This window comes from Sphingobacterium spiritivorum (genome assembly GCF_016725325.1).
Classification (GTDB): domain Bacteria; phylum Bacteroidota; class Bacteroidia; order Sphingobacteriales; family Sphingobacteriaceae; genus Sphingobacterium.
The window spans coordinates 4,874,851-4,899,354 of record NZ_CP068083.1; the positions used below are offsets into that span (position 1 = coordinate 4,874,851).

Annotated in this window: 29 protein-coding genes; 18 read left to right on the plus strand and 11 right to left on the minus strand. The window is 37.5% G+C overall.

What is annotated here, in order from left to right; genetic code table 11:
* Positions 1-149 precede the first annotated feature (149 nt).
* Positions 150-1,019, plus strand: coding sequence for a DMT family transporter (locus I6J02_RS20465; RefSeq protein ID WP_201679611.1), 870 nt, complete (start codon positions 150-152; stop codon positions 1,017-1,019).
* 219 nt (positions 1,020-1,238) lie between these two features.
* On the opposite strand, the gene I6J02_RS20470 is transcribed toward I6J02_RS20465, so the two are convergent.
* Together I6J02_RS20470 and I6J02_RS20475 are read right to left on the minus strand one after the other, a co-directional pair.
* Positions 1,239-3,881 (minus strand): TonB-dependent receptor, encoded by a 2,643-nt coding sequence (locus I6J02_RS20470; RefSeq protein WP_201679612.1) that lies wholly within the window; start codon positions 3,879-3,881, stop codon positions 1,239-1,241.
* Positions 3,881-4,726: a GLPGLI family protein gene (locus I6J02_RS20475; protein ID WP_201679613.1), complete on the minus strand. Its 846-nt coding sequence runs from the start codon at positions 4,724-4,726 to the stop codon at positions 3,881-3,883. The genes I6J02_RS20470 and I6J02_RS20475 overlap by 1 nt, the downstream gene beginning before the upstream one ends.
* Before the next feature lie 178 nt (positions 4,727-4,904).
* Here I6J02_RS20475 and I6J02_RS20480 point away from each other — a divergent pair, with 178 nt between their 5' ends.
* The 5 genes from I6J02_RS20480 (at position 4,905) to I6J02_RS20500 (ending at position 10,334) form a co-directional block, all read left to right on the plus strand.
* Entirely contained in the window at positions 4,905-6,386 is a 1,482-nt protein-coding gene (locus I6J02_RS20480) for a sensor histidine kinase (protein WP_201679614.1), read from the plus strand.
* A gap of 1 nt (position 6,387) precedes the next feature.
* Complete coding sequence (locus I6J02_RS20485) at positions 6,388-7,080, plus strand: response regulator transcription factor (RefSeq protein WP_201679615.1); 693 nt, start codon at positions 6,388-6,390, stop codon at positions 7,078-7,080.
* A 184-nt stretch (positions 7,081-7,264) separates the two neighbouring features.
* Positions 7,265-8,671 carry a PLP-dependent aminotransferase family protein gene (locus I6J02_RS20490; RefSeq protein ID WP_201679616.1) on the plus strand — a complete coding sequence of 469 codons (1,407 nt, stop codon included), beginning with the start codon at positions 7,265-7,267 and terminating at the stop codon, positions 8,669-8,671.
* Positions 8,672-8,759: 88 nt separating this feature from the next.
* Positions 8,760-9,275, plus strand: coding sequence for an N-acetyltransferase (locus tag I6J02_RS20495; protein ID WP_201679617.1), 516 nt, complete (start codon positions 8,760-8,762; stop codon positions 9,273-9,275).
* 141 nt (positions 9,276-9,416) lie between these two features.
* Complete coding sequence (locus tag I6J02_RS20500) at positions 9,417-10,334, plus strand: hypothetical protein (protein ID WP_201679618.1); 918 nt, start codon at positions 9,417-9,419, stop codon at positions 10,332-10,334.
* 25 nt (positions 10,335-10,359) lie between these two features.
* On the opposite strand, the gene I6J02_RS20505 is transcribed toward I6J02_RS20500, so the two are convergent.
* On the minus strand, positions 10,360-11,181 hold the full coding sequence (locus I6J02_RS20505; protein WP_201679619.1) for a hypothetical protein: 822 nt from the start codon (positions 11,179-11,181) through the stop codon (positions 10,360-10,362).
* 216 nt (positions 11,182-11,397) lie between these two features.
* Here I6J02_RS20505 and I6J02_RS20510 point away from each other — a divergent pair, with 216 nt between their 5' ends.
* Together I6J02_RS20510 and I6J02_RS20515 are read left to right on the plus strand one after the other, a co-directional pair.
* Positions 11,398-11,967, plus strand: a complete 570-nt coding sequence (locus I6J02_RS20510) for a hypothetical protein (RefSeq protein ID WP_201679620.1) — start codon at positions 11,398-11,400, stop codon at positions 11,965-11,967.
* Between the two features lie 117 nt (positions 11,968-12,084).
* Positions 12,085-12,603, plus strand: coding sequence for a hypothetical protein (locus I6J02_RS20515; RefSeq protein ID WP_201679621.1), 519 nt, complete (start codon positions 12,085-12,087; stop codon positions 12,601-12,603).
* Positions 12,604-12,612: 9 nt separating this feature from the next.
* Here the strand turns inward: I6J02_RS20515 and metA are convergent, their stop codons facing one another.
* The 3 genes from metA to I6J02_RS20530 all read right to left on the minus strand — a co-directional run bounded on the left by metA (position 12,613) and on the right by I6J02_RS20530 (position 14,892).
* A complete protein-coding gene (gene metA / locus I6J02_RS20520) occupies positions 12,613-13,557 on the minus strand; it encodes a homoserine O-succinyltransferase (protein WP_201679622.1) in 945 nt (314 codons plus the stop codon).
* A 165-nt stretch (positions 13,558-13,722) separates the two neighbouring features.
* A complete protein-coding gene (locus tag I6J02_RS20525) occupies positions 13,723-14,385 on the minus strand; it encodes a hypothetical protein (protein WP_201679623.1) in 663 nt (220 codons plus the stop codon).
* Between the two features lie 6 nt (positions 14,386-14,391).
* Complete coding sequence (locus I6J02_RS20530) at positions 14,392-14,892, minus strand: hypothetical protein (protein ID WP_201679624.1); 501 nt, start codon at positions 14,890-14,892, stop codon at positions 14,392-14,394.
* A 385-nt stretch (positions 14,893-15,277) separates the two neighbouring features.
* On the opposite strand from I6J02_RS20530, the gene I6J02_RS20535 reads away from it, so the two are divergent.
* The 10 genes from I6J02_RS20535 to I6J02_RS20580 all read left to right on the plus strand — a co-directional run bounded on the left by I6J02_RS20535 (position 15,278) and on the right by I6J02_RS20580 (position 21,227).
* Positions 15,278-15,832, plus strand: a complete 555-nt coding sequence (locus tag I6J02_RS20535; protein ID WP_236582200.1) for a hypothetical protein — start codon at positions 15,278-15,280, stop codon at positions 15,830-15,832.
* Between the two features lie 132 nt (positions 15,833-15,964).
* The gene (locus I6J02_RS20540; RefSeq protein WP_201679625.1) at positions 15,965-16,402 is read left to right on the plus strand and encodes a hypothetical protein; all 438 of its coding nucleotides are present in this window, start codon (positions 15,965-15,967) and stop codon (positions 16,400-16,402) included.
* A gap of 240 nt (positions 16,403-16,642) precedes the next feature.
* Entirely contained in the window at positions 16,643-17,212 is a 570-nt protein-coding gene (locus I6J02_RS20545) for a DUF4256 domain-containing protein (protein WP_201679626.1), read from the plus strand.
* A gap of 78 nt (positions 17,213-17,290) precedes the next feature.
* Entirely contained in the window at positions 17,291-17,776 is a 486-nt protein-coding gene (locus I6J02_RS20550; protein WP_201679627.1) for a glutathione peroxidase, read from the plus strand.
* A 7-nt stretch (positions 17,777-17,783) separates the two neighbouring features.
* Complete coding sequence (locus I6J02_RS20555; RefSeq protein ID WP_201679628.1) at positions 17,784-18,254, plus strand: SRPBCC family protein; 471 nt, start codon at positions 17,784-17,786, stop codon at positions 18,252-18,254.
* A gap of 105 nt (positions 18,255-18,359) precedes the next feature.
* The gene (locus I6J02_RS20560) at positions 18,360-18,761 is read left to right on the plus strand and encodes a DoxX-like family protein (protein ID WP_201679629.1); all 402 of its coding nucleotides are present in this window, start codon (positions 18,360-18,362) and stop codon (positions 18,759-18,761) included.
* A 2-nt stretch (positions 18,762-18,763) separates the two neighbouring features.
* Positions 18,764-19,498, plus strand: a complete 735-nt coding sequence (locus tag I6J02_RS20565; RefSeq protein WP_201679630.1) for a DUF2071 domain-containing protein — start codon at positions 18,764-18,766, stop codon at positions 19,496-19,498.
* A complete protein-coding gene (locus I6J02_RS20570; protein ID WP_201679631.1) occupies positions 19,489-20,241 on the plus strand; it encodes a class I SAM-dependent methyltransferase in 753 nt (250 codons plus the stop codon). Before I6J02_RS20565 ends, I6J02_RS20570 begins: the two co-directional genes overlap by 10 nt.
* Positions 20,225-20,623, plus strand: coding sequence for a hypothetical protein (locus tag I6J02_RS20575; protein ID WP_201679632.1), 399 nt, complete (start codon positions 20,225-20,227; stop codon positions 20,621-20,623). The genes I6J02_RS20570 and I6J02_RS20575 overlap by 17 nt, the downstream gene beginning before the upstream one ends.
* Before the next feature lie 112 nt (positions 20,624-20,735).
* Complete coding sequence (locus tag I6J02_RS20580; protein ID WP_201679633.1) at positions 20,736-21,227, plus strand: hypothetical protein; 492 nt, start codon at positions 20,736-20,738, stop codon at positions 21,225-21,227.
* Between the two features lie 67 nt (positions 21,228-21,294).
* Here the strand turns inward: I6J02_RS20580 and I6J02_RS20585 are convergent, their stop codons facing one another.
* The 5 genes from I6J02_RS20585 to I6J02_RS20605 form a co-directional block, all read right to left on the minus strand.
* Positions 21,295-21,999, minus strand: a complete 705-nt coding sequence (locus I6J02_RS20585) for a sterol desaturase family protein (RefSeq protein ID WP_201679634.1) — start codon at positions 21,997-21,999, stop codon at positions 21,295-21,297.
* A 40-nt stretch (positions 22,000-22,039) separates the two neighbouring features.
* A complete protein-coding gene (locus tag I6J02_RS20590) occupies positions 22,040-22,435 on the minus strand; it encodes a barstar family protein (RefSeq protein WP_201679635.1) in 396 nt (131 codons plus the stop codon).
* A 47-nt stretch (positions 22,436-22,482) separates the two neighbouring features.
* Positions 22,483-22,692: a helix-turn-helix transcriptional regulator gene (locus I6J02_RS20595; RefSeq protein ID WP_201679636.1), complete on the minus strand. Its 210-nt coding sequence runs from the start codon at positions 22,690-22,692 to the stop codon at positions 22,483-22,485.
* Positions 22,693-22,701: 9 nt separating this feature from the next.
* Positions 22,702-23,064 carry a hypothetical protein gene (locus tag I6J02_RS20600; protein ID WP_201679637.1) on the minus strand — a complete coding sequence of 121 codons (363 nt, stop codon included), beginning with the start codon at positions 23,062-23,064 and terminating at the stop codon, positions 22,702-22,704.
* Positions 23,065-23,455: 391 nt separating this feature from the next.
* Complete coding sequence (locus tag I6J02_RS20605) at positions 23,456-24,466, minus strand: alpha/beta fold hydrolase (protein ID WP_201679638.1); 1,011 nt, start codon at positions 24,464-24,466, stop codon at positions 23,456-23,458.
* Positions 24,467-24,504 lie beyond the last annotated feature (38 nt).

The window sequence follows — 24,504 nt, forward strand, 5'->3', positions numbered from 1 at the left end:
GTCTTCCTCCTCCTACCCCTTAATATTTAACAGATACGTAGATTATACAGATTGCGGATAGGCTGATTGGCATATATGTTATAATCTGATTTTAGTTATTTATTAATTTTTATACCCCTGTTCTTCTGGGACAGGAAGACAATTCTTTTATGAAAAAATCATATCTGGTATTACATTTTGCTGTAATACTTGCAGGTTTTACCGGCATATTCGGAAAACTTATAGCTGTCAATGAAGGCCTTTTGGTCTGGTACAGAGTTTTATTCTCCGCTATTATCCTTTGGATGATCTTATCCCTATTCAAGGTTCCAAGGCATATCACTACGAAAGAAAAATTTGATATTGCCAAAATCGGAATGTTCATTACGATGCATTGGGTGTTTTTTTATGCCAGCATCAAATACTCAAATATTTCAGTAGGCGTAGTTTGTTATTGTTTAACCAGTTTCTTCACTGCCGTATTTGACCCGCTAATCAACCGTCGTAAATTCAATGTGAATGAATTACTCTTAAGTGTACTGACATTAGCAGGAATAGCTTTAATCTTTCATTTCGATTCATCTTATCAGTTAGGAATAGCCCTGGGAATTATTTCGTCTGCTTTTGCAGCTCTGTATACATTATTCAATGAGCGTATTGTAAAAAAGTATGACAGCAGACTCATCAATTACTACCAAATGATCGGAGGAACTATAGGATTAGGAATATTGATGCCTTTTTATCTGTATATATTTCCTGTAGAAACTGTCTTTCCGGATTGGAGAGACATCGGATATCTCCTGTTACTGGCATCCTTCTGTACCGTTGGTCTTTATATCTTATTTGCAGAATCGCTTAAAAAAATACCTGCCTTTACTGTAAATTTAAGTTTCAATCTCGAACCTGTTTACGCAATTATACTGGCCTTTCTGTTTTTTGATGAAAGTAAGGAATTAAACCTCTTCTTTTACATTGGATTACTGCTGGTAATGACTTCTGTAGTCTTGCAAACCATCGCATCCTTAAAAAAATCCAACTAAAATAATCTCTGACGAATCGTGTTTGCTCTGAAAAAGGTGAATTTACGGTTCGTCAGTTTTTCCACTTCCAAAATCCTCACATCCATATGCTCCATGCACAGGCAGCGTAATATTTAGTATAAAATGTAAGGATTCCCCGATACTGCTATATACGGGTTATCCCTCCTTCCCGGGAATAGCAGTTTTATCGGGGAATATGTATTCCTCACATATAAGGGATCAAAAAAGATAACTCATTCTGAATAAAGAGAGTCTCCCGTTGAGCGGATATCTTGAAATGCTTTCCTGCACAGCACTGATGGAATAAGACTCATACATTTTGATATTGCTCAGGTTGCGCATCTCCAGCTCAAATTCCATTTTCCATTTCGGAACTTTATACCGGATATTCATATCTAGAAAAGTATTTTGAATGCTTTTCAGATTGGTCTGTTCCAATTTTCTATGCGCCACACTTCCTTTGACAAAAAAATTGAAGAAAGGCACATACGTCATGCTCAGATTATTCACCCATAACTGGTTTTTTGAGTCAAACGCTGATGCTGCAGCCAATTCTTCATCGACTGTATTTTTGGACATTGTCCATACACTTTTATAGCTTAGTGTTACCCCCTGAATACCTTTAAATTCAACGGTTGGCTCCACAATCAGTTCTGCATTCTGGTAGGGTAGCAACTGTGCATTCAGCAGCTGATTGTAATGTGTAATGTTATACGCTGATTTGAACGATGTAGAAGTCTTCAGTTCGGAAAAGTACTTGCTAATACCTACATTGGAGTTCAGCGTATTCATCTTATTTTTAAGCGGAATAAAAACAGACTGGATTCCTGAAGGTGTCAGATTCCGGGAAACAATATTATTGGCATTCATCTGCGAATAAGAAAGAGAGGCATTCATATAGAGCATTTCCAAAGGACGCTGAAAACTGTAATCTATTGTCATATTCTGCTGTTTACGTATATCAAAACGTGCATCATTGGCAATCAGGTCTCTGAAATTGACCAAGATTTTCCCTTTGTATATGTTATCTATTGCTCCCGTTACATTCCGTAATGCATAGGAAAGGTTAATGTAATCTTTATTATATACGTATTGTTTAAAAGAAGCTATAGGATTAAAGAAAATACGATTTTCCACATCACGAAAATCAAAATTAGGATCCGCCAGATTCCACCTTCCGTATTGAACCGGTAATCTCACCTGAAATTCAGATTTTTTGATTTTTGCATTCCACGTTCCTGATAATTCAACAACATTCTCTTTCCATCTGAACGTATTGTCAACAAATCCGGTGACGGGTCTGATCTGTTCATCCAGATCTGCCAGTCGCAGATCGGATTCCAGCCGTATATCTTTATATTGGTAGTCTACTTTATACTCCTGATTTATAAAGCGTCCGGGTACTGTATAACTTGCTCCTGTATGGAATGACAACTCGGGTGTATTTACCTGTTGCCGCACTTCTTTGTAAGGATTATCTGCATTCAGAATATCAGTCATAATACCCGGAGAAACACTAAGATTTTCCTTATGACGGCCTGCAAAAACATTACTGTAAACAGTCAGTACATGTTTATTCCGGAGCTTTGGCATATATTCCAGACTATTACTGAACCGGTAGGACTGATCCCGGTCCTGCTGAAAAAAATCGTTGTTATTATTTGTTATAAAAGAGTTATCTCTTAAACTTCCGGCTTTGAATGCCAGATAATCTTTGAAAAAGTAATTATCCGTGTTTGACTCCAGCCCCAGGCTGATATGCCCGTACATGGATCTGGACTTTGTTTCTATACGATCATCGTAACTGATCAGCTGATCGTCAATTCTGTAATTCTGCAGAATACTGCTCTGTCTGTTGACACGATCTCCCCAAAGATTGACATTATTCTTCAGTTGCCAGTTTTTGTTTAGATTATATAAGTTATTCAGATTGACGGCCAACGAGTGATTTTTATTATACCTGTTTAGAGGTATAGCAGGACTGCCGGCGGAAGTTGCCGAGGTCAGATCAAAAGAATGTGTTGCAGTCACTTCCTTTGCCATATCATCTCCAACAGTATTTCCCTGCAAGTTGTTCAACGTTTTAAATTTTTTATTGAAGGTCATTGCATTATTATCTGTTTCCACGCCATATGGTAAGCCGGCTCCCAGCCTCACCTGTCCTGACCATTTTAGTTTTGCATCCTCTTTTACTTTCAGGTTGATAGCCACTTCGTCAGATTTTGACAAACCCTGTTTAACTTTTCGATGTTCGTGTCCCTGGATGACTTCCAGATCTTCAATCATTTGTGGTTTTATGGTACGTGTACCTATTCCATAGCCTTCATTCAAAAGATCATCTCCATCAATATACATATTCGATACTGTCCTGCCATTGTATTTGATAACTCCGGCATCATCCACCTCCATACCGGGCATCCTGCGGATAGCATCCCCTATATTCCTGTCTTCTGCTGAAGTAAAAGAGCCCATTTTATAGGTTGTCGTATCTCCGTTCTGTCGGATACGCGGCTTGCTTTTCACCTGTACTTCGTCCAGAGAAATTGGCTTGTCTATCATCTTTACAGCATAAACGGCAGAAGGAGATGACAACGCAATATGTTGTGTAACGTAGGCAATATGTTTGAATTCAAGAAACAGACTGTCCCGGTTCAGTTCTTTAGCGATCTCAATTTTAAAATGACCTTTACTGTCAGCCCTCAGCGACTTAATGACTTTTTGATTAGCATCCATCAAAGAGACCGTTACATAAGGAATCATCGCACCTGTACTGTTTCGGACACTTCCCTCCGCATATTGTTGTGAATAGACCTTCTGGTTCAATACCAGAAGGCTTATGATGATCAGAATAATGCTTCTCATTATTTATTGATTTCAGCAGGATTGTTGAGTTCGAAAGATTTTTCTTTGGCTTGTTTCTTTTTATGCTGTTGTATTAGCATTTCGGCTTCTTCTTTTGATATGTCCTTGCCATCCTCTCCTTTGAATGTCACATTACTTCCTGCTGGCACTGATGCGAGAACAGATGTCAGCATATCTGCTTCCATTGCCTTTTTTGCTTTAGCAATCTTTTCAGCAGTAGTTTCCTGCATTTCATATAATTTGGCAAATTCAAACTTCTCAGCCATCTTATTAAAACCGGAATAAGCAAATATCACTTCACTTTTCAGATCTTTTGCCTCCAGAATAAGTCCCGGAAGACCGTCCAGTTTCCATGGTCCGTAGGCGTAAGGCAATTCCGGAGTATACCAGGCTTCATAGGTACGTCCGCCAAATGTACCTACAGCTTTGATACACTTATATCCGCCTATCTCCTTTTCTTCATCTTTAATATCCCAGTCAATTGATTTCTTTTCCGTTTTAATTCTGAAAAGGTTCCCCGCAAATTCCATTTTAAAATATTCCTGCGAGGACTTGTTGTACAGATAACTATCTACCACATCCGAAGGAATATTATCATAAGAAAATGTCATCTGATTGGGTGAAAAAGTCTCCGGTTGCATTTTGGAATAATAAGAATAGTTGGGAGATACATAGACATACATATCTTGTTTGATAGGACTGTCTTTTCTTGTCGAATCCGCCAGATGAGACACTGCATATCTGACATAAGCATCCATATATTCCTGTGCTGAAACCTTGGTAGTAACTGCAATTAAGAAAAGAAAAATCAGGCAGATACTTTGTTTAATTAAATTCGTTTTCATATAAAATATATTTATTTTGTGCTCACAAAAATGGATCTTCAGTTGCGGATATGCTGATTATTATTTGTTAATTAGCGTTAATAGCTAACAGATTTGTTAACAAGTGTTAACGACTGTGAAACAGTGTTAAAAAAGACGGATAAATTCTTGTTTCACCCAATCTGAAAAACAAAAACCGATGGAAAAAAGAAAATTTAAAGTCATTATTTATCTGCTTGCCATAAGCACTATAGCCATGCTGATACTTCAGAGTTACTGGCTATACAGTGACTTTAAATTGAACAGAGAAAAGAATCAGGCTAATATCCGGCGTGTGTTAAGTGAAAGTCTCGACCAGTACAGTTTAATAAGCATGAATAAACTGTATAAAATAGAGAAAAAAGACAGTTTAGCGGCCAGACAGCTAGCCAAAACAATTCAGAGTCTGACACAGATTTATTCGGAAGATTCCATTTCAACCAAAGAAGGAAAAAATGTAGTGACTTTTAATATCAACACCACTATTGATCCTGCAAAAACTTCTGATACGGTAAAAAACATGGGTTCGGTAAAGAAGTCTTCTTTAAATACGCTTACTGAATCCTCTAAAGTTTCGGTTTATAAACCAGAAATTCCGCAAAAAAATCAGCTGGTCGATGCCGAAAAATCAATCAGTCAGGTTATACAAAAACACTTTCAGGCTAACCAAATAACAAACGGATATGAAATATCCCTGAAGTCTGTACAGCAACCCCGGATCTGGTACACAAAAGATACACTTCAGTTTCAGAAATATAATTTTATCGCGGTACAGAATAAAGCTATCGATCTTAATTTTCTTGCTACGATACATGTGGAAGACGATATGATAGGGCCTTTGAAGAGCATTTTCTGGACGTTTATAATATCACTGCTTATTGTCCTGTTTATTGTCTATGGTCTGATCTATCTTATCAAACAGTTGAGAGAGGAAAAAAGAATCTCCGAGATTAAGAATGATTTTATCTCTAATATGACGCACGAATTCAAGACTCCCATCTCTACCGTTTCGTTAGCCATTCAGTCTATACGGTATTTTGGAATAAAAGATGATCCCGAAAAACTGGATGAGTATCTCGGTATCTGTCTTGATGAACTCCACCGCACTTCTTCTATGATAGAACGGGTACTGAAACTATCGCATGAAAAACCTTTTGTCATCAAATTCGAAGAGTTTTCTCTGAGCGAATTGCTGACAACCTTCTACACCCAGAGTAAACCCTTGCTGGCTGAAGTCAACGGAGTACTGGACATTCAGAATGACAGCCAGGCAGACCTGATCACTGCAGATAAAGTACACTTTGGCAATCTGCTGTTTAATTTACTTGACAACAGTATCAAATACAGAAAAAACCAAGAGCATCCCCATATTTTAATACGTTTTTACAACGACGATAAAAATCTTCATATGATCTTCCGGGACAACGGAATAGGTATCTCGAAGGTATATCTCAATAAAATATTTGATAATTTTTTCAGGGTCCCTACCGGCAATGTGCACAATGCACAGGGCTTTGGTCTGGGGCTAAGCTATGTTCAAAAAATAATCCATCTGCACAACGGATCTATTAAAGTAAACAGTGAAGTGTCAAAAGGTACTACTTTCACCATTGAGATCCCTTTAATCCCTAATGATAATTAACATGCAACACATCCATATCCTTTTAGCCGAAGATGAAGTCTTAATGGGAAAAATTATTAAGGAAGCCCTGGAAAGCAGAGGTTTTACAGTTACATGGGTCACAGACGGGCTCAAAGCTTTTTCTTCATTTCGGGCACAACGTCCTGATATCTGTATTTTTGATGTCATGATGCCCGTGCAGGACGGATTTACAGTAGCAAAGGAAATACGCAAAATAGATAATGATATTCCCATCCTGTTTCTCACAGCCAAATCTTCAACTGCAGATATTGTGGAGGGTTTTGAACTTGGAGCAAATGATTATCTCAAAAAACCTTTCAGTATGGAAGAACTGATCGTCCGTATCAAATCTCAGTTAAAAAGGTCTGCTCCGATAAAAGAGACTTCAACCAGTCCAGAAATCGCTATCGGTAAGTATAAACTGAATTTTGAGAGTTTGTCTCTCCAGTATGGCCCACTGAAGCAAGACCTCACCTTCAAAGAGGCTATGTTACTAAAGATGTTGGTTGATAATAAAAATGGTGTTCTGGACAGAAGTATAGCTTTAAAATACATCTGGGGAGATGACAGCTATCTGCTCTCCCGGAGTATGGATGTATTCATCACTAAATTAAGAAGGATGTTAAGCAAAGATACAGACATCAAGATTGTCAATATCAGAGGAATAGGTTTCAAGCTGATTATTAATGAATAATATTGCTACCTTGAAATAAGAAAATTATATATGTTAGAATTCACTTCTCCATGCAGGCTGTGTTTGTATATGGGGCCAACTGTATCAAAAAATTATGTCTGACCTATACAGGAAATTGTGTTTTTAATTTCTCAAATTTGCCGGTACAGTTAATCCATATTTATAAAACAACCGGTACAGTTATATGAAATCCTCTAAATATGAAGTCTTCACCTCTTTTATAGAAAAGAATATCAATGAGGGTATATATCTCCCCGGTGATAAACTTCCTTCGGTTCGTGAAGTAAAAGATAAATATCAGATCAGCATAACCACGGTACAGAGCGGATATGAATATCTTATTATCCGAGGCTTAGTCGAAAGTATTCCCAAATCCGGCTATTTTGTACGTGTTGCCACCGAAAAAGAACAAGAAAAGATTCCTTCCCGCCGAAAACCTGTAGTAAGAGACTCTCTGTTCAAAAATAATCTCCTCCTGACAACCTCTCTCCGCTCCGGCCGTCAACTTTCTGAGTTTAATGTCGCAGCACCGGGAGATTTATTAGTACCTCAAAAGCTATTACTCCGCACGATGCAACAGGTTATTCGGGAAGAAGGAGCCAGCTTATTACGGTATTATCCCGCGAATGGATCTTTTGATCTCCGTAATACGATATCAAGATATGCCGCCGGGTATCAGACTGTCTATTCTCCGGAAGAATTGCTGATTACAGACGGAGCATTGCAGTCTTTGTATATCGCATTATCTTCAGTATGCACTGCAGGTGATATTATTGCAGTAGAAAGCCCCTGTGTCTTTTCGGTACTGGAAATTATCCGGGTACTTCACCTGAAAGTAATAGAAATACCTGCAGATACGCAAAGTGGATTCGATGTAGACTTTTTTCGAAAAGCATGCGAAAAAAACACCATAAAAGCAGTGCTGGTTACGCCCAATTTTCATAATCCGACCGGTGTATTATTATCGGATGAAAAGAAGAAAGCTCTGCTCCGTATTATACAACATGGAGGAATCGCCTTAATAGAGAACGACATTTACGGAGATCTGAGCTTCACGAATAAAAGGCCGCTTCCTGTTAAAGCATTTGATGAAAGCGGACTTGTGATGACGTATTCCTCATATTCCAAAACGTTGGCTCCGGGTATCAGACTTGGCTGGTTATCTGCCGGACGATTTATGGAACGTGCTGAACAGATCAGATTTTCATTGGGTAGCAGTGTATCTCCAGTTTATCAGGAAACCGTAAACCGCTTGTTGAAAACAAACAGTTATGACCGCCACCTGCGCAACTTCCGTATGCAGCTGGCAAAAAATGCGCATTTCACAGTCCGGCTTCTAACAGAGAGTTTTCCGAAAGACATTACGCTGCTCACCCCTTCAGGTGGCTACAATATATGGGTCAGAATGCCTGAACGGGTCAATATGGAGGACTTTTACCAACAATGCAATAAGATTGGCGTACGATTCACTCCGGGGTATACTTTTTCATTTTCAGGGATATTTTCTAACTACTTCAGACTAGTTTTTTCCGATAACTATACCGCTCAACGGATAGAAGCGATCAGACTTGCCGGCCAGTTGGCCGGATAGTATCTGTACCGTTCATTCCTTACAGTTCTGTACCGCTCAGCTACTGAATTGAAACGTAATTTTGTGCTATTAACAAATTAAGAATGGTATGAAAATAATTACAAAATTCGTAATTGCTACAGAACAGGATATTGAAAGGCTTTCGCTGCTGGCGAAAGATATTTCCACTGAAAAATTTTCATCGGTTGTAGAAGAACAACAACTGAGCACTTATTTAACGGCTAATTTTAATGAAAAACATCTGTTAAAAGAGGTTAATAGCTTATCCAATCAATGGCTTATGGTCAACGTAGATGATCGGCCGGCAGGATTTGCACGAATTACCTCTAAAGGTATTAGGCCGGATACATGTTCCCATAATCGTATGATCAGAATCGCAGATTTTGGTATTTTGAAAGCTTATGAAAATACAACTGCAAAGGATTCGTTACTGGAAAAATGTCTGGCACTTTGCCGGTCGTACGACAGCATCTGGATTACGGAATATGTAGAAGATTCTTTAAAAGAATATTTTAAAAAGAATGCTTTTACTATATTACAGAACAGCGGTGAGCACGAAGGTCTGCCCCTACACATTGTGAGTATGTTAAGAGAACAATCTTAGGCCATCCATATTGCACTATTATCTTTTACTTTATCTTACTATTGTATTAACAGTTTGTTTTTAAAGTACTGACTTTGTATATTGTAGCTTAAAACAATATTAAGCCGGTTCTTAAGTTATTACAGTTTGAAGATCACATCTATGAAAAGAATATTTTTTGCAATGCTTTATACCTTGGTTGCCTGTCAGGGAACTTCCAATTCTTCCGCTCCTTCTGAAAAACCACAACCGGAGATCTTATCCCGGAAGGCGATGTTTGATGTCAATCAGCTCACCTTTAATGAAAGCCCTGTAAAATTGATTGCTTCTGTACTGGACTCTGTGGATGAGAATACAGGAGCAATAAAACAGAAAGCTGACTATGAATGGAAGGTAAATATGACAGAGGGCAATCTGGTATATGAGAGTGTTCCCGGAAAAAGATATTATTATAAAAGTTTAAAAACGGATAGTATTGCACACTATGACGGACTTGTATTCGATCAGGTAGAACTGGAAACAGATGAAAACGATAAATTGATCTCTTTTGTAGGCTATAGTGAGATCGAAACAAAAAAAGAACTGGATTCTCTGATCTTTCATCTTTATGATAAACTGGGATCATATGAAGAATTGAATTATTATAAATATGATGCATCTCCACCCGAAAAGGTCAATTACCTGTCCTACAATGAGGTAAAGAAATACAGTAAACATTATGTTGATACCATAAAGGAAATACGTGCTGATATATACGATTATGATACTCAAAATACCAGCTTCGATCTATGGAAGTTTGATGACAGAATTATTCAGTTAAAGATTGAGCCTTCTTCAGAAGCCGGCTTTGATACAGAAAAAGGAGCTTATCACAGGGACTATTTCAGCATTCAGTTTCTGGTACTTAAACGCTCTGAATATGACCAAATTGAAGCGCAGCAATTGGAACGTTTAAAACAGGAAAAGAAATATGTGTGGGTTCTTAAACCTTACATCCTGTCTACGATGTCTTATCGCGAAGGAGACGGTCGTTATTTAACGATCATGTCAGACTTACTGGAAAATATCCGAAAAAAGTAACATTTAAAACTGCTGTGCTATATTTTTATACAGATCTTTTCTTTTGAATATTAAAAAAGATTAAAATGCCTATGATCAGAAGAGCAGCCACAGCCATCAGAATCCATGTTAACGGTGTGTCTCTTCCATTGTCTGCAAAAAAATAAATAGCCATACCACTCAGTATCAAAAGCACAACTAACAATAGTTTAAGCAGATATAACTGATTTTGTGATTTGTATGCTTCTTCCATAGCAGGTTGCAGCACAAGATGCTCAAAATGCTGCTCCACAAATTCCCGGATTTTAAGCAGATCATCTTTATCCAGCTCACGAGGTAATATCAGCTCGTCATTAATATTGATCCGCATATCATTATCTCCGAAGACAATACCTTTAATATGCTGCGTATCAAAAGATCTGTAAAATGAAAAAGGATTAAGCGCATAGGCTTTATAGTCATTGTCTTTTGTGGCTAAACACTTGAGTTGCCCTCTGTCTATGTAAAATATTTCTGCTGAAGATTCAGCCGCCGGAAAAAAATAAGCGGATCCTGAGAGTAAGACAACAGGTGTCACTAATGTCGTCAACAGATAGGATGGAAAATCTATATGGAGAATATAAGAAAGGAAAATCATTGCTGCAAACAAAAGTATTACAGCAAGATAGATATTCATACGTATATGCATTTTACTTTTAAGCAACCACACTAAACCCACCGTTCCGAATGCAAACAGTGCAGATTTAAAATTCAGAACAAGTGCTAATATCAATAAAAGACTCAGCAATACCGCAAATAACAGCTGTACTCCTTTTGCTTTTTTTACTAAATGCGGCTTTTCTATTCTTAAGACTATTTTTGAAGACATAATTGCATAACACCTGAAATATGTCCTAAAATTAGGGATAATATACTAACCTTTAATACATGGGTGTATATCCGGGTATACTGATTCAGGATTCGTGTCGTGCGCAGCAACATTCGTAAATAAAGTATTTCACTAAAGATGCTGGTCTTTTGTTTTCAAATGGAATTATTATGATATTGTAAATAATAAACTTGTTATCAAAGTCACAACACTCTTATGGGAAAGATTTTTGACCTTATTGCGGATTCTGCTCTCGAAAAATTAGACAGCTACTACGATGAATGCCACGTCTGTAATAGAACAGATATTGATCTGTACCCCTATCAGGGCAAACTGCATCTGGAAAACGGGGAAGTGGATGATGATATCTATGCAGCCTGCTCTTCCTGTATCCTAAAAGGTAATCTTACGCATTCCTGTGATTTTGCATATTTCGAAATCATAGATCAGTATCTGCGTCAAAAAGATTTGAACGATGCAGCATATATACACAACAAAAATATACTTACAGAAAAATACCAGAAGACACCTGATATTCCGATATTTATGCAATATGATGACAGGCCATTATGCTGCAATGATATAACCGAATTTACAGGATATCCAAAAGATGCGGATGAATGTTATGATCTGACGGAAAAAGCCACTTATTGGGAAAAACAAGTCTGTGAGAAAAGCGAATTTTATAATTTCAGGAAATACGGTGCGCCGGAAAGTAAAAGAGATATCGCTTTCTTTTGTTGTAAACACTGTGAAACCTTGTATTTCACATTTCAATTTACTTAAATAACAATTCGAATATAAACCGGGTTTCTTCAAATATACATACGAAGATATTCTATCACATTATAACCGTACATTGAAGTCTTATTTTATTAAATATCGGATTAATATCATATGTATTTGAGTAGACAAGCAATTCTGTTATTCAGTATTTTTATTTGTATGAAACAGGCTCCGGCTCAAGATCTTAAAGGGGAAACATTGGAAAATCAACAATGGAGCCTGGTAAGCAACTCCCGTTCATCAGGTATAGGAGCCGGTACGATCTGGACATTTCTGCCGGACCATCATTTTGAAGCTAAAGACTGGTATTCTGGTGGTGCATACTGGACAAATGTGTTTACCGGCACATATCATTATGATCCGAAGACGACTACTGTATATCTGACTTATAAAGAGACGAAGCAAAAAATCAAAATGCCAAAATCATGCATCAGACTTATACCTAATGAGCATGACACGACCACTTTCCGGCCTGTACTCTATGATCAATGGAAAAAAGTAAGGGGTGGATACAAGCCTGTAGGAGAGCCAATCTATATCAAAAACAGTTCCTCCGCCGAACCATCGGCCTTATTTCCTGCTTTTCAATATGATTTTGAGATTAAACTAATAGACAATAATGAAAAGCTAAACTAATTTGCTGGACTAGCTATTGACTTTAATGTCTCCCAGATGCTCCACATCTTTGAGATCATATGGAGTCTCCTGGTATACAAAATAGTTAAGCCAGTTGTTGAACAGCAGATTTGCGTGACTTGTCCATCTCACCAGTGGCGGATTTGCCGGGTTATTATCCGTATAATAGTTTTGAGGGACTTCTATCGGCAGTCCTTTTTCCACATCCCGCACATACTCTTCGTGCAGTGTAAGCGGAGCATACTCAGAGTGACCGGTCAGATAAAACTCACGTCCTCCTCTCGAGGAAGCGATTGCAATTCCGGCACCTGCCGACTCAGATAAGATTGATACTTCTTCTTTATCTTCCAGATCGTTCTTCAGGATCGTGGTGTGTCTGCTATGCGGAATAAAAAATTCATCATCAAATCCTCTGAATAAAGGATGTGTTTTTTCAGTGGCCGTATGTTTGAAAACGCCAAATAATTTGTCATCAAGCGGTACTTTCTCTACGCCATAAAAATGGTATAAAGCTGCCTGAGAAGCCCAACAGATGTATAAGGAGGAAGTAACATGCTTTCTAGCCCAATCGAAGATCATTGTAACTTCTTCCCAATAATTAACATCTTCAAATTTCATCATTTCTACAGGAGCACCGGTGATGATCATTCCGTCATAAAAGTTTTCCTTTATCTCTCCGAAACCTTTATAGAACAATTCCAGATGTTCTTCCGGTGTATTTTTTGATGTATGGGAGTCCAGTCTGAGAAATTCGACCTCCACCTGCAAGGGGTTATTAGAAAGCAACCTGACAAAATCTGTTTCTGTAGAGATCTTCAAAGGCATTAGATTCAGAATAAGTACACGCATAGGACGAATATCCTGTGTATTGGCCCGAAGGTCACTCATTACAAATATGTTTTCCTTTTTCAGAAGCTCTATAGCTGGCAAATTATTGGGTATTTTAACAGGCATATTCTCTTTCCTTATAATGCTTTATTCCACACAAAAATATAAAGAATATACCATAACTTAAATATTGACACCCAATTAAAGGCTACTCTTCTCTAAAATATATATTTAAAAGGAAAATTTTCCAGCGATAAATGAGAAGTTCTAAAATAGCTAAGGAGTAAATCGCTATTTTAGCTTAGAAAGTTCTGATCGAAGACTGTTTTCCTTTTCTATATTTGGCATGGAAACAATAAGATAAGGCAATTTCATCTTATACAAATCGGGATTCTGCATATAAATCTTAATATGCTTGGATGAAAATTTGCCATTTGAGAAGTAGTATTCAAACTTTTTGATATCATTCAGATATATAAATCCAAAATCTGTTGACCAAACTCCGTTAGCGGTTATTTTTATACTTTTTTGAGGCTTCAGAATATGGTAAATGTAGCCTCCTCCTATTATCAGAAGTACAAATCCGAAAACATACTTTTCCAACAATACAAATACGCCATAAGCCCCGACAAATGTCCCGAATATCAGAAAAAAATAAAAAGAAGGCCGTTCGTAATATTCATGGTGATAATTGAATTTTTCATTGCTCAATTTTTTTTCATGTATCTGTGAATAATGTTGACGAAAATGCTTCGCACTATCTGCATCCAGCAAATAGGAAACACGTAAAACGATAATAATGGTTGCAATAGCCAGGCACTCCATAGTGACATTCTTGTCAAAACGAAACAAATAAGTAAGCAGAATAAGAAGACCAAATGATATTGCTCCGAATAATAACGGATCAATGATAAGGCGTAGCGTATCTTTATTTAGCTTTACGGTATTGCTCATTATTTGTTATTTAGCTTGTAGAGGAACATGTTGTAGACCTGCTTTATTCAAAAAAAGAATCTGAGATTCCAGACACTTTTTATGCAAATCTTCCACATCCTTGCTCACCTTATTCATGCGGTCCATCAACTGACTTCTGGCTGCTGTATCAGTATTACTGATATATTCTCCCGTAAGGGCATAATATAATTGTATTTTATCCAGATACAACAATAGCTGCGTATGATATGGTTTTGCTGTTTCACTGATCAGTAATGTATTAATATCCTTTCCGGAAGTGACAGCCAACTCAGATTTACTTTCCAGATCCTTTACATCTTTTAGAATTTGAATATCTGCGGAATTGTCAAAATATCCGCTGGCCAGTTTTTCCTGCACTTCTTCAAAGCGCATTTTATTGCTGTAAAACTCGGCAGAAACTTTTTCGTTATAAGCGATTTCCTGCTCATCGGTACACGATAATAAAAATATGAAAAAAGTAAAGCAGGCAATAATTGTATTTTTCATCTGTATGCATTTTTATTTTTAAAGCGGATAAAGCTCACCTAACAATGGCAGATATCTGATTTTAATTCAGGCTGGCTATTGTGCTCAGAAAATCACGATAGTTCTGTTTGATTCATCTTCAATGGTGAAATATTGTATCAGCGTTCTGTAATCCTAATCTAAGAACAAATAAACAGATCATTCCTGTATTATAAAACGGAGAATACCTATTCGTAGGATATCAATCCAGATTCGCAACATATGACTTCAGATTCGTCGAACCACATCTTAAGCGGTTTATTTACTTCATACAGACAGGAAAATATTTTGGGATGTAACTTCTGAATACTACTTTAAAAACACCTAACTTCACGGCATAATAGTTCGTCTACACAAATAGAAACCGATGAAAAAGATATTGTTTTTAGTTCTGCCTGTCTTATTCGCTTGCCAGAGTAACCGCCCTGCAAATTATCCCTACTCTGAAAAAGAAACAAAAGAATTTCTGGATCAGATCAGCAGCAACGTCATGGCCCTTAATTCGGACCGGACATTAATACATAAAAAGCCGGCTGATGAATTTGATCTTCTGACTTACTACCCGCTCGCCAAGAGTAAAGTTGAGGAATACAATAAGAACGGACATATCGTCAATAAAATGGATGATATTGCAGACTTTGCAACTTATGAAATAAAAGATTATGAACTGATAAACGAGAAAAACGAAAAACTTCAGCTAAAGGATAATAACAGTGTTATGCCTTTACAGGATTTTTCACTATGGACATACAACGATGTGCTATGCGGACAATTAGGCGTTTATGTAAAGCTCCATAAAAATTTTGAAACGTTGAAAGGCCATATCACAGTCTTGTTTGCAATGCCCGGAAACCAGACCCGCAACGTAAAAATTCCGGTGAATATTTCCATTACAGACGAAGATCCGCGACCGGGAATTTAGTTTGCTGTTACAAAAGAAATCCGGCAACAACTTACTGAAATATAGAGAACTGTCTACAAAAATGTTATTGTTTTTTTTGTTAAAATTCATTTTCATTACCTTCGCAAATAATAAAAAAAGAAAACTAAATACATGTTAAAAAGATTATTTTGGTTGAATGCCTGTGTAGCAGTACTGACCTGTTTTATTGTATCCTGTGCCAAAGACAGCAGCGATGATCCTATTATTGCAGAGTGGATTGGGGTATCCCAGCAGATCGATACGTATCAGGATGATAAAATCATAAAAACTGAAGAAGTAAAGATCAATCGTCTGGCTATCGATTTTTATCCTGATGATACGTTTACCTTAAGCGGAAATATCGGACAGGATGCTACTGCAAGTAATATTGAAGGTACTTTTGCATTATATGGCTCTAAGATCACTTTTAAATATATGGATAAAAGTCAGAAATCACAGTCGTTCAGTGTTGACTACAGGATGAACGGTGGTCTTTTGGAGATCAAAAGCACAATCGAATCTTCAGGCAATACTAAAAAAGTAAAAACAACAACATTCGGAAAAGCTTAATCAGCTTTCCTGATAAAAAAACACCTTACCGGCTTTGGGAATCTATTCTGACAGCCGGTAAGGTAAAACTTCTGTTTTGTTGGAAGTACATTCCCCACTCCTTCCCTAAAATCAATACTTTTTAATTTTCTAACTTCTGCAGATTTCTATGCGCTCATTTTTGTTTTTATATCCAATGAAATATTATTATTGTGTTATATTACGTTAAATATTTATCATCGGTACAGTAAGTAACACAGTATGAAAAACAATAACAAATCCGAATTGTCTGCTGCTCATCATCAGGACCTTATTGAGGTATTAAAAGCACGCTTTGAAAAACATATTCACCGTCATCCGGATCTGCATTGGGATAAAGTATCAGCCCGTCTGGAAGCTGCACCGGATAAACTCCGGTCACTCTATGAAATGGAAGAAACGGGTGGTGAGCCGGATGTGGTTAGTTATGATAAAAAATCAGGAGTTTGTACTTTCTTTGACTGTTCTGCTGAAACCCCAAAAGGGCGCAGAAGCCTCAGCTATGACCGGGAAGGACAAGACTCAAGAAAAGAACACAGACCTGAAAATAATGCCATAGATCTGGCTATGGAAATGGGAATTGAGTTGCTGTCTGAAGAACAATACCGTTATTTACAACAACTTGGCAATTTTGATAACAAAACATCCAGTTGGTTACGCACACCTGATCCGATCCGCAAGTTAGGGGGTGCTATATTCGGTGACTTTCGTTACGGACAGGTTTTTATCTATCACAATGGAGCCTCCTCTTATTATGCTGTAAGAGGATTTCGTGGATGGATAGCGATATAACAATATATATAATCCATTTGTAAATAAGGTCAAAACAGATAGAAACAGAATTATACAAGACTTACATAAACATTCCTAATGGAAAAACCATTTTATCAGTTGACAGCCCTTACTCCCCAAGGGAAGGACATTCCGATGTCCGATTATAAAGGCAAAGTAGTATTGATTGTCAATACAGCCACAAAATGCGGATTAGCTCCTCAGTTTGAGGGTCTGGAAGAGCTTCATAAAAAATACAGTGCGCAAGGACTTATTCTATTAGGGTTTCCATGCGATCAGTTTGCCGGACAGGAACCCGAAAGTAACGAGACTATAGAGCAGGTATGTATGGTCAATCATGGCGTCACCTTTCAATTGCTTGCAAAGTGCGATGTGAATGGTGCTGACACGCATCCGATATTCAGATATCTTAAAAAACAACTTTCCGGTTTTATCAGTAACCGTGTCAAATGGAACTTTACCAAATTTGTGATTGACAAGAACGGTCAGCCTTTTAAACGATATGCGCCTACCACAAAACCAAAAGCACTCGAAAAAGACATTATCAAATTACTTCAATCCTAATTAGAGTATGCCGACTATCCGGATTGAAACATTGATCAAAGCCCCCATAGAACGTGTATTTGATCTCAGCAGAAGTATCGATATTCATCAGTTTTCTACACGTCAAACAAATGAAAAAGCTATTGCTGGCAGATTATCCGGATTGATAGAACTTCACGAAACCGTGACCTGGCGGGCCAGACACTTTGGCATCTATCAAAAGTTAAGTGTGGCCATCACTGCATTTGACAGGCCTCATATGTTTGAAGATAAAATGCTGAAAGGTGCATTTAAGAGTATGGAACATATACATCTGTTTGAACAGCATACAGATGGAACCCTGATGATTGATAAATTTACTTTCGAAGCTCCCTTAGGTCTGCTGGGACGAATAGCAGAGAAAGCATTCCTGAGAGCCTATATGGCTGATTTTCTGAAGAAAAGAAATGAAGCTATAAAATCCATAGCTGAAGGAGAACAATGGAGACACTTCGTCTGATTATAATACGAATTTGCATCCCTTATCAGCGAAATAGTTTATAGCCGGGAATATTTGTATTTTTATAGCATCCGGTAATAAAATATTCATATTCTGAACACCTGTATGGCCAGTCAACTAAACAATCGCAATCCGGTTCGTTTTGAAAACCTGATCATCAGCCTGGTCTGGCTGATCAATGGTTTATTCTGTAAAGTTCTTGACTTTGAACCCCGGCATCAGCAGATTGTCGGGACAATCCTGGATCAGGAGCATGCCAGAGCCTTAACACTACTGATCGGGCTGGCCGAAATTCTAATGGCTGCGTGGATTTTGACAGGATTTAAATCCAGATTCAATGCTATTACACAGATTGTGGTGGTGATCACGATGAATATAATAGAATTTGTAGTCGTACCTGACCTTCTTTTATGGGGCAGGCTTAATCTCGTATTTGCCGTCCTATTTGCAGGATTTATATACTATACTGAATTTGTACGCTATAAAAAGGCAGGACCGCAAATCTGAATATGGAATTTTTAAAAAATCATCCCTTTGCAGTTGAAGCATTTTTTGACAGTTCAATTGTCCTCACTTTTGCTTTGCCTAAACAACAGCTTCAGAAATTCATACCCGATTGTCTGGAATTAGATCTTTTTGAAAACAAATGGGCTTTTATAGCTGTAGCATTGGTACAGACCTCTTCCCTGAGGCCCAAAGGATTTCCGTCTTTTATGGGGCACGATTTTTTTCTCATCGGTTACCGGATCTTCGTTCGCTACAGCAATGCAGATGGAAAAAAATACAGGGGGCTCTATATTTTAAAATCTGAAACGGATAAAAAGAAAATGGAATACCTGGGAAATATTTTCACGCATTACAATTACTCCACTACAGATATTTTAAAGATAAATAAAGATGATTTTATTTCTGTAAGTTCAAAAAAGTCCGGTTTCGAAATTCAGATCACCAGATCAGAAGAGGACATTCAGATCCCGGAAGGATCCATATTTTCGGACTGGAAAGATGCACGGAAATTTGCAGGTCCACTTCCCTTTACATTTTCATACAATTCAGCAAATAAAAAGGTATTGATCATAGAAGGTGTTCGTCAAAACTGGAAACCTTCACCTATACAGATAAAAGCTTACCATTTTGATTTTTTCGAACATTTAAATTTGGATACGCCTGTTTTATCCAGCGCTTTTGAAATAAAAAATGTTCCTTATTACTGGAAGAAAGGAAGAACAGAGTCATGGCATTAAAGCGAAAACCTTTTGAGGGAGTAGGGAATATTATCCGGTTTAACTGGCATTTTTATGTCATTGCCCTACTGATTTTATTTATTTCCATCTTCTTTCACTCCTATCTTCCAACTCATTTGCAATTCGTTCTTATCACAGGAAATGTGATAGCGGGGATAACCATTCTCATTTCCCTGATAGTTTCTTATTATATCTATGATTTATCGGATCTGTATCAGTTGAGATGGGTTGGTAAAATGGATCATAAAAATGTATTGAATATCAATGCCGGATTTGATGAAACGAGCAGGATTTTAAAAAGCATCTCACCGGATATTCATCTTACGACATGTGACTTTTATGATCCGGAAAAGCATACCGAAATATCCATAAAAAGAGCCCGGAAGATCTACCCGTCAAAGGATGCTGTTTGCGTACAGACAACACAACTACCTTTTGAAGATAATAGGTTCGATATCTGTCTCGCTATACTTTCAGCACATGAAATCAGAAATCAGGAGGAGCGTATCCTATTTTTCAGAGAGCTGAACCGTGTGACCAAGTCAGACGGGCAGATCATGATAACCGAGCACTTGCGGGATAGCCATAATTTTTTAGCTTATACTATTGGATTTCTGCATTTTTACTCCAAAAAAGATTGGATGTATGTCTTTCAGCAGGCTGGTCTTCTGTTAAAAGAGGAGATTAAAGTAACCCCATTTGTGAGTACATTTATATTAGAAAAAAATGGAATTACAACTTAAAATCATAGGCATACTGTTGATCCTTCTGGCAGGAATCCATATTATATTTCCGAGGTATTTCAATTGGAAACAGGAACTTAAATCCTTGAATCTTATCAACAGACAGATGATGTCTATTCATACCCTGTTTATTGCGATTGGCGTTTTCCTCATGGGTTTACTATGCTATACATCTCCTGTTGAATTAGTCCATACAGCGTTGGGAAGAAAAATATGTCTGGGTCTGGGAATATTCTGGTTTGTGAGATTAATCGTTCAGTTTTCAGGATATTCAACAGAGTTATGGAAAGGGAAGAAATTTGAAACAATTATACATATTACCTTCTGTCTGTTATGGATCTATTTGAGTGCTGTATTTTTAGGCATATACTTTCTATCTTAATCAAAAGGAAACCAAAAGACCCGAATAACGTTTCTCTTTTATAGAATTTATGTAATTTAGAGAATTATAATTCGCATATAGCTGTGTATAATCTGCCAGAAAAAGAAAAACTATGAATAAATTTATTTTGTGTATGATCGGGAGCACCTTGTTTTTAATGAGTTGCAGAGACATTGGTAAAAATAAGGTGAGCAACGAAACCAAGGTTGTAGAAGAGCCTACTAAAGTTACCAAAACGTACTTTCTGAATCATGATATCAGAAATATAGATTATGAAATATTTGTGAATGATTCTTTACTGGCACAATCGCATGGTGGTGACGGTATTCCTGCACCATATGAGCTTACCGCTTACCTGAAGGATTCAGGTAAACAGCAGATTCGGGTAAAAGTCATTGCTGACGGAGAAATGAATAAAGCTATAACTCCTGAAATAGTCAAAGAAATAAACAAAAATCTCGGGGTGTATCTTCTGGAAGGCAAAGATTATGGAAATGCAAAAGAGATAAAACACCTTTCCTTTCCTGAGACAAATTCGAATCTTCCGCACTATGAATATACATGGGATTTTGAAGTAGGAGACTCACCTAACATCCAACTTTAGAAGGAAGGCTAAATCCGGACGCCATGAATCTTTTTAGATCTGTTTCCTGAATTCCACTACTGCAAAATTATGAGTTCTTTTTATTAACAGCATAAGTGCGGAAAAGTCTGTCCCAGATACTGGTGTAAAAACCAAAATTACATTTCACATCCCGATGATGTGCATGGTGAAAATCTGCAGTCCCCAGATAACTCCATATACCTTTAGCGGGCACATTATTATTGCTTCCCAAATGTCCTACGATACCAAATATTACATTAAGAATCAGATAAATACAGATTGCCCAGATATTAAATGTTCCGCACAAAAGCAATAGCAGCCACATTACTCCAAAAGCAACTGTTTCTAACGGGTGAAGCACAAAAAGATCTATAGGATTGGGATCAACGGATTCGTGATGTAATGTATGAATATACGTATACATAAAAGAGTAATGGATAGCCAGATGGAAAATATACATAAGAAGATCCATAGCAAAAAACAGAATAAGCAGATCTGTGAACGCATAAAAAGACCATCCGAATGCTATCTCAATCCAGCCTTTCTCCCAAAATACAAATCCAGTTAATGTAACAATGGTATTAATGAGAACAGTACCGGCTGCAATTCCCTTATCTCGTTTTGAAATCTGCTTGGTATGTTCTGCTCGATTTCGCAACAGATAATATCCAAACAAAAGCCCGAGTAGAAAAACAAGAATATTTTGCACCAGAAAGATCAGAAACTGTACAAAAGGATTTAATCGGGAAATGGATATTAATAATTCCTCCATACTCAAACTTAACAAATTATTTACAATTTATCCGGACCTTCTAAGCCTTCATCTCTAAAGAAATATCCGGATGGTCGGCTATAATCTCCAGCAGAATATCAAAATAAGTCTGTCCTTTTCCCTCACGCAGTTCAGCGAGTTTATGTTCGAAAAAACTGGTATTAAAGACCGGACCAGCATCTATTTTTTGTTGATAATAGGCCCTTGTTGCATCATATCCAAGGGCAGCCTTGCTTTTGTCAATTGCCGTCCAGATTAATCTGGGGTGCTCCAGTTTATGCAGAATACCAAATCCACCATACAGTAAATCATTAAAAGCATCCAGACTACAGCCTATTTTCCAATCTTCACCCGCCATAAAAACACGATTGATCTCTTCATAAAAAGAACTGATATCGTGAATGTTATTACCATCGATCATCACCGTATTTTTCATAAGCTACTTGTTGATTTTATATACTTGCCCAAAAGGACAGAAATTCATTACTTTATCCAGTCCGATTCTTCCAGATTAAAAATACTTTCAACCGGGATTTCAAAAACTGAGGAAATCTTCAATGCCAGTAACGTTGAGGGAACATATTTTCCTATTTCAATGGAATTTATAGTCTGACGGGATACTTCTACAAGCGCTGCCAACTCCGCCTGTGTCATATTTCGTCTGGCTCTTTCTACCTTTAATGTATTGGTCATTTATATTCTTTATTTCCCGAAATACAGCCTGATGTAATATGTGATCAGCGCTATACCAAATGTTAAAATAATAAAGTGATCTACTTCTGTAATCTGTATGCCCATCATCCCATGCGAAAACAAATTGGAACTTATTAATTTGATCGTATATGCAAGTATAAATGCAATGTAGAGTGAAGAAGTTTTCAGGCTCGATGTCCGTTCATCTTCTACCCTGTTCTTTGAAATATAGAGCGTGAACAATCCGATCATAAGTGGTGTACTTGCTTCCGGTCTCCTGTCAAATATAAAGATTAATGCTCCGATTACGGTTACAACAATACCGATATACTTCTGAAAGGTGAAAAGTCCGGGTGATGAAATAGCTTTCATAATTCTAATGTTTACAAAACAAAGGTAAGCATACTTTTCATAATGTCAAGTATACTTTACAAAATATATAAGACCCTATGTGTTATACAGTTGGTGAGGACACCAACTGACGCAATGGTTAAACCTGGATATTTCTCTCCTTTTAAAGGAGAGATGCCCGCAGGGCAGAGAGGTTATAGCCTATAAGATAAAAACGAACCTATATAAATGGTTAGTGAGGACACCTACTGACGCAATGGTTAAACCAGGATATTTTCTCTCCTTTTTAAGGAGAGATGCCCTCAGGGCAGAGAGGTTTATATTGACACTCCAGATGTATTATTTTAATCCCATGATGAGCTGATCACTTAAAAGAACTTGTCTACCGGGCAGGTCCCGCATTCGTAGCAGACTAATTACCAGCCTGATTAGCCAAAAAAGCTTTCAAAGGATTTATAAACCGGTCAAATACTTCAATATGTGGCAGATGGCCTACATTATCCAGTTCAACCAATTGTGATCCATTAATTTTCTGCTGTGTCTCTTTACCCAAAAACTGATAAAGTCCCATTTTTTCTCTTACTGCTGAATCTTTTACTTTATTTTTACCGATTGCAGTTCGGTCTCTCGTACCGATAATCAGTAAGGTTGGTGTTTTAATGTTACCGAATTCATAGACTACCGGCTGCGTAAATATCATATCCGAAGTCTGTGCATTATTCATAGCGACTGTAGGATAATCCGGAGATTTGATCCATCCTGTCAGCAAATACACCCATTCATCATATTCTGCTTTCCATTTATTATCATAATAGAAGCCTGACTGATAATTTCGGGTTGTTTCATAGTCAGCTTTCAGTTCATTCTGATAATTTTCATCAATCGTAGTATAGGGCGCCACTAATTTCCAGTCTTCCAGTCCGATTGGATTTTCAAGAATTAGCTTTTCAACCATATCCGGATACATCAAGGTAAACCTTGCTGCCAGCATGCCCCCCATTGAGTGCCCTAACAAATAAATCTGGTTCACTTTTAACTTTTCAAGCAATAGTTTTGTATTGCTGGCCAGTTGCTGAAAGGTAAACTGATAACCCACCGGCTTAGAAGACTTTCCAAATCCTATCTGATCCGGCACAATAACACGGTATCCTTCTTTTACCAGTGATTCAACTGTAGTTTTCCAATACGCTCCGTTAAAGTTCTTGCCATGCAGAAGCATGACCGTTTTACCATTTGATTGTGAGGGTTGCACATCCATATAGGCCATGCGGATCTCCTGCCCCTGACTTTTAAAATTCAGGTAGTGAACTTCATAAGGATAAGTATAATTAGTCAGCATGATATCCAGTACAGGACGTTTGTTTTGTGCCTGAGCTGTTCCGCAAAACAGGAGTATGTAAATCAAAATATGTCCGTATCTCATCGTGTTTATTATTTTTTTGATGATCTTCTTTTCCTTTC

What these genes read in the sequence shown, in the direction of transcription:
- I6J02_RS20560 (WP_201679629.1), top strand. Translation starts at nt 18,360, where the DNA reads ATGGCCAGTCAACTAAACAATCGCAATCCGGTTCGTTTTGAAAACCTG.
- I6J02_RS20475 (WP_201679613.1), bottom strand. Translation starts at nt 4,726, where the DNA reads ATGAAAACGAATTTAATTAAACAAAGTATCTGCCTGATTTTTCTTTTC.
- I6J02_RS20485 (WP_201679615.1), top strand. Translation starts at nt 6,388, where the DNA reads ATGCAACACATCCATATCCTTTTAGCCGAAGATGAAGTCTTAATGGGA.
- I6J02_RS20510 (WP_201679620.1), top strand. Translation starts at nt 11,398, where the DNA reads ATGGGAAAGATTTTTGACCTTATTGCGGATTCTGCTCTCGAAAAATTA.
- I6J02_RS20585 (WP_201679634.1), bottom strand. Translation starts at nt 21,999, where the DNA reads ATGGAGGAATTATTAATATCCATTTCCCGATTAAATCCTTTTGTACAG.
- I6J02_RS20530 (WP_201679624.1), bottom strand. Translation starts at nt 14,892, where the DNA reads ATGAAAAATACAATTATTGCCTGCTTTACTTTTTTCATATTTTTATTA.
- I6J02_RS20555 (WP_201679628.1), top strand. Translation starts at nt 17,784, where the DNA reads ATGCCGACTATCCGGATTGAAACATTGATCAAAGCCCCCATAGAACGT.
- I6J02_RS20540 (WP_201679625.1), top strand. Translation starts at nt 15,965, where the DNA reads ATGTTAAAAAGATTATTTTGGTTGAATGCCTGTGTAGCAGTACTGACC.
- I6J02_RS20535 (WP_236582200.1), top strand. Translation starts at nt 15,278, where the DNA reads ATGAAAAAGATATTGTTTTTAGTTCTGCCTGTCTTATTCGCTTGCCAG.
- I6J02_RS20525 (WP_201679623.1), bottom strand. Translation starts at nt 14,385, where the DNA reads ATGAGCAATACCGTAAAGCTAAATAAAGATACGCTACGCCTTATCATT.
- I6J02_RS20600 (WP_201679637.1), bottom strand. Translation starts at nt 23,064, where the DNA reads ATGAAAGCTATTTCATCACCCGGACTTTTCACCTTTCAGAAGTATATC.
- I6J02_RS20590 (WP_201679635.1), bottom strand. Translation starts at nt 22,435, where the DNA reads ATGAAAAATACGGTGATGATCGATGGTAATAACATTCACGATATCAGT.
- I6J02_RS20580 (WP_201679633.1), top strand. Translation starts at nt 20,736, where the DNA reads ATGAATAAATTTATTTTGTGTATGATCGGGAGCACCTTGTTTTTAATG.
- I6J02_RS20495 (WP_201679617.1), top strand. Translation starts at nt 8,760, where the DNA reads ATGAAAATAATTACAAAATTCGTAATTGCTACAGAACAGGATATTGAA.
- I6J02_RS20500 (WP_201679618.1), top strand. Translation starts at nt 9,417, where the DNA reads ATGAAAAGAATATTTTTTGCAATGCTTTATACCTTGGTTGCCTGTCAG.
- I6J02_RS20570 (WP_201679631.1), top strand. Translation starts at nt 19,489, where the DNA reads ATGGCATTAAAGCGAAAACCTTTTGAGGGAGTAGGGAATATTATCCGG.
- metA (WP_201679622.1), bottom strand. Translation starts at nt 13,557, where the DNA reads ATGCCTGTTAAAATACCCAATAATTTGCCAGCTATAGAGCTTCTGAAA.
- I6J02_RS20490 (WP_201679616.1), top strand. Translation starts at nt 7,265, where the DNA reads ATGAAATCCTCTAAATATGAAGTCTTCACCTCTTTTATAGAAAAGAAT.
- I6J02_RS20545 (WP_201679626.1), top strand. Translation starts at nt 16,643, where the DNA reads ATGAAAAACAATAACAAATCCGAATTGTCTGCTGCTCATCATCAGGAC.
- I6J02_RS20480 (WP_201679614.1), top strand. Translation starts at nt 4,905, where the DNA reads ATGGAAAAAAGAAAATTTAAAGTCATTATTTATCTGCTTGCCATAAGC.
- I6J02_RS20470 (WP_201679612.1), bottom strand. Translation starts at nt 3,881, where the DNA reads ATGAGAAGCATTATTCTGATCATCATAAGCCTTCTGGTATTGAACCAG.
- I6J02_RS20465 (WP_201679611.1), top strand. Translation starts at nt 150, where the DNA reads ATGAAAAAATCATATCTGGTATTACATTTTGCTGTAATACTTGCAGGT.
- I6J02_RS20575 (WP_201679632.1), top strand. Translation starts at nt 20,225, where the DNA reads ATGGAATTACAACTTAAAATCATAGGCATACTGTTGATCCTTCTGGCA.
- I6J02_RS20565 (WP_201679630.1), top strand. Translation starts at nt 18,764, where the DNA reads ATGGAATTTTTAAAAAATCATCCCTTTGCAGTTGAAGCATTTTTTGAC.
- I6J02_RS20505 (WP_201679619.1), bottom strand. Translation starts at nt 11,181, where the DNA reads ATGTCTTCAAAAATAGTCTTAAGAATAGAAAAGCCGCATTTAGTAAAA.
- I6J02_RS20550 (WP_201679627.1), top strand. Translation starts at nt 17,291, where the DNA reads ATGGAAAAACCATTTTATCAGTTGACAGCCCTTACTCCCCAAGGGAAG.
- I6J02_RS20595 (WP_201679636.1), bottom strand. Translation starts at nt 22,692, where the DNA reads ATGACCAATACATTAAAGGTAGAAAGAGCCAGACGAAATATGACACAG.
- I6J02_RS20605 (WP_201679638.1), bottom strand. Translation starts at nt 24,466, where the DNA reads ATGAGATACGGACATATTTTGATTTACATACTCCTGTTTTGCGGAACA.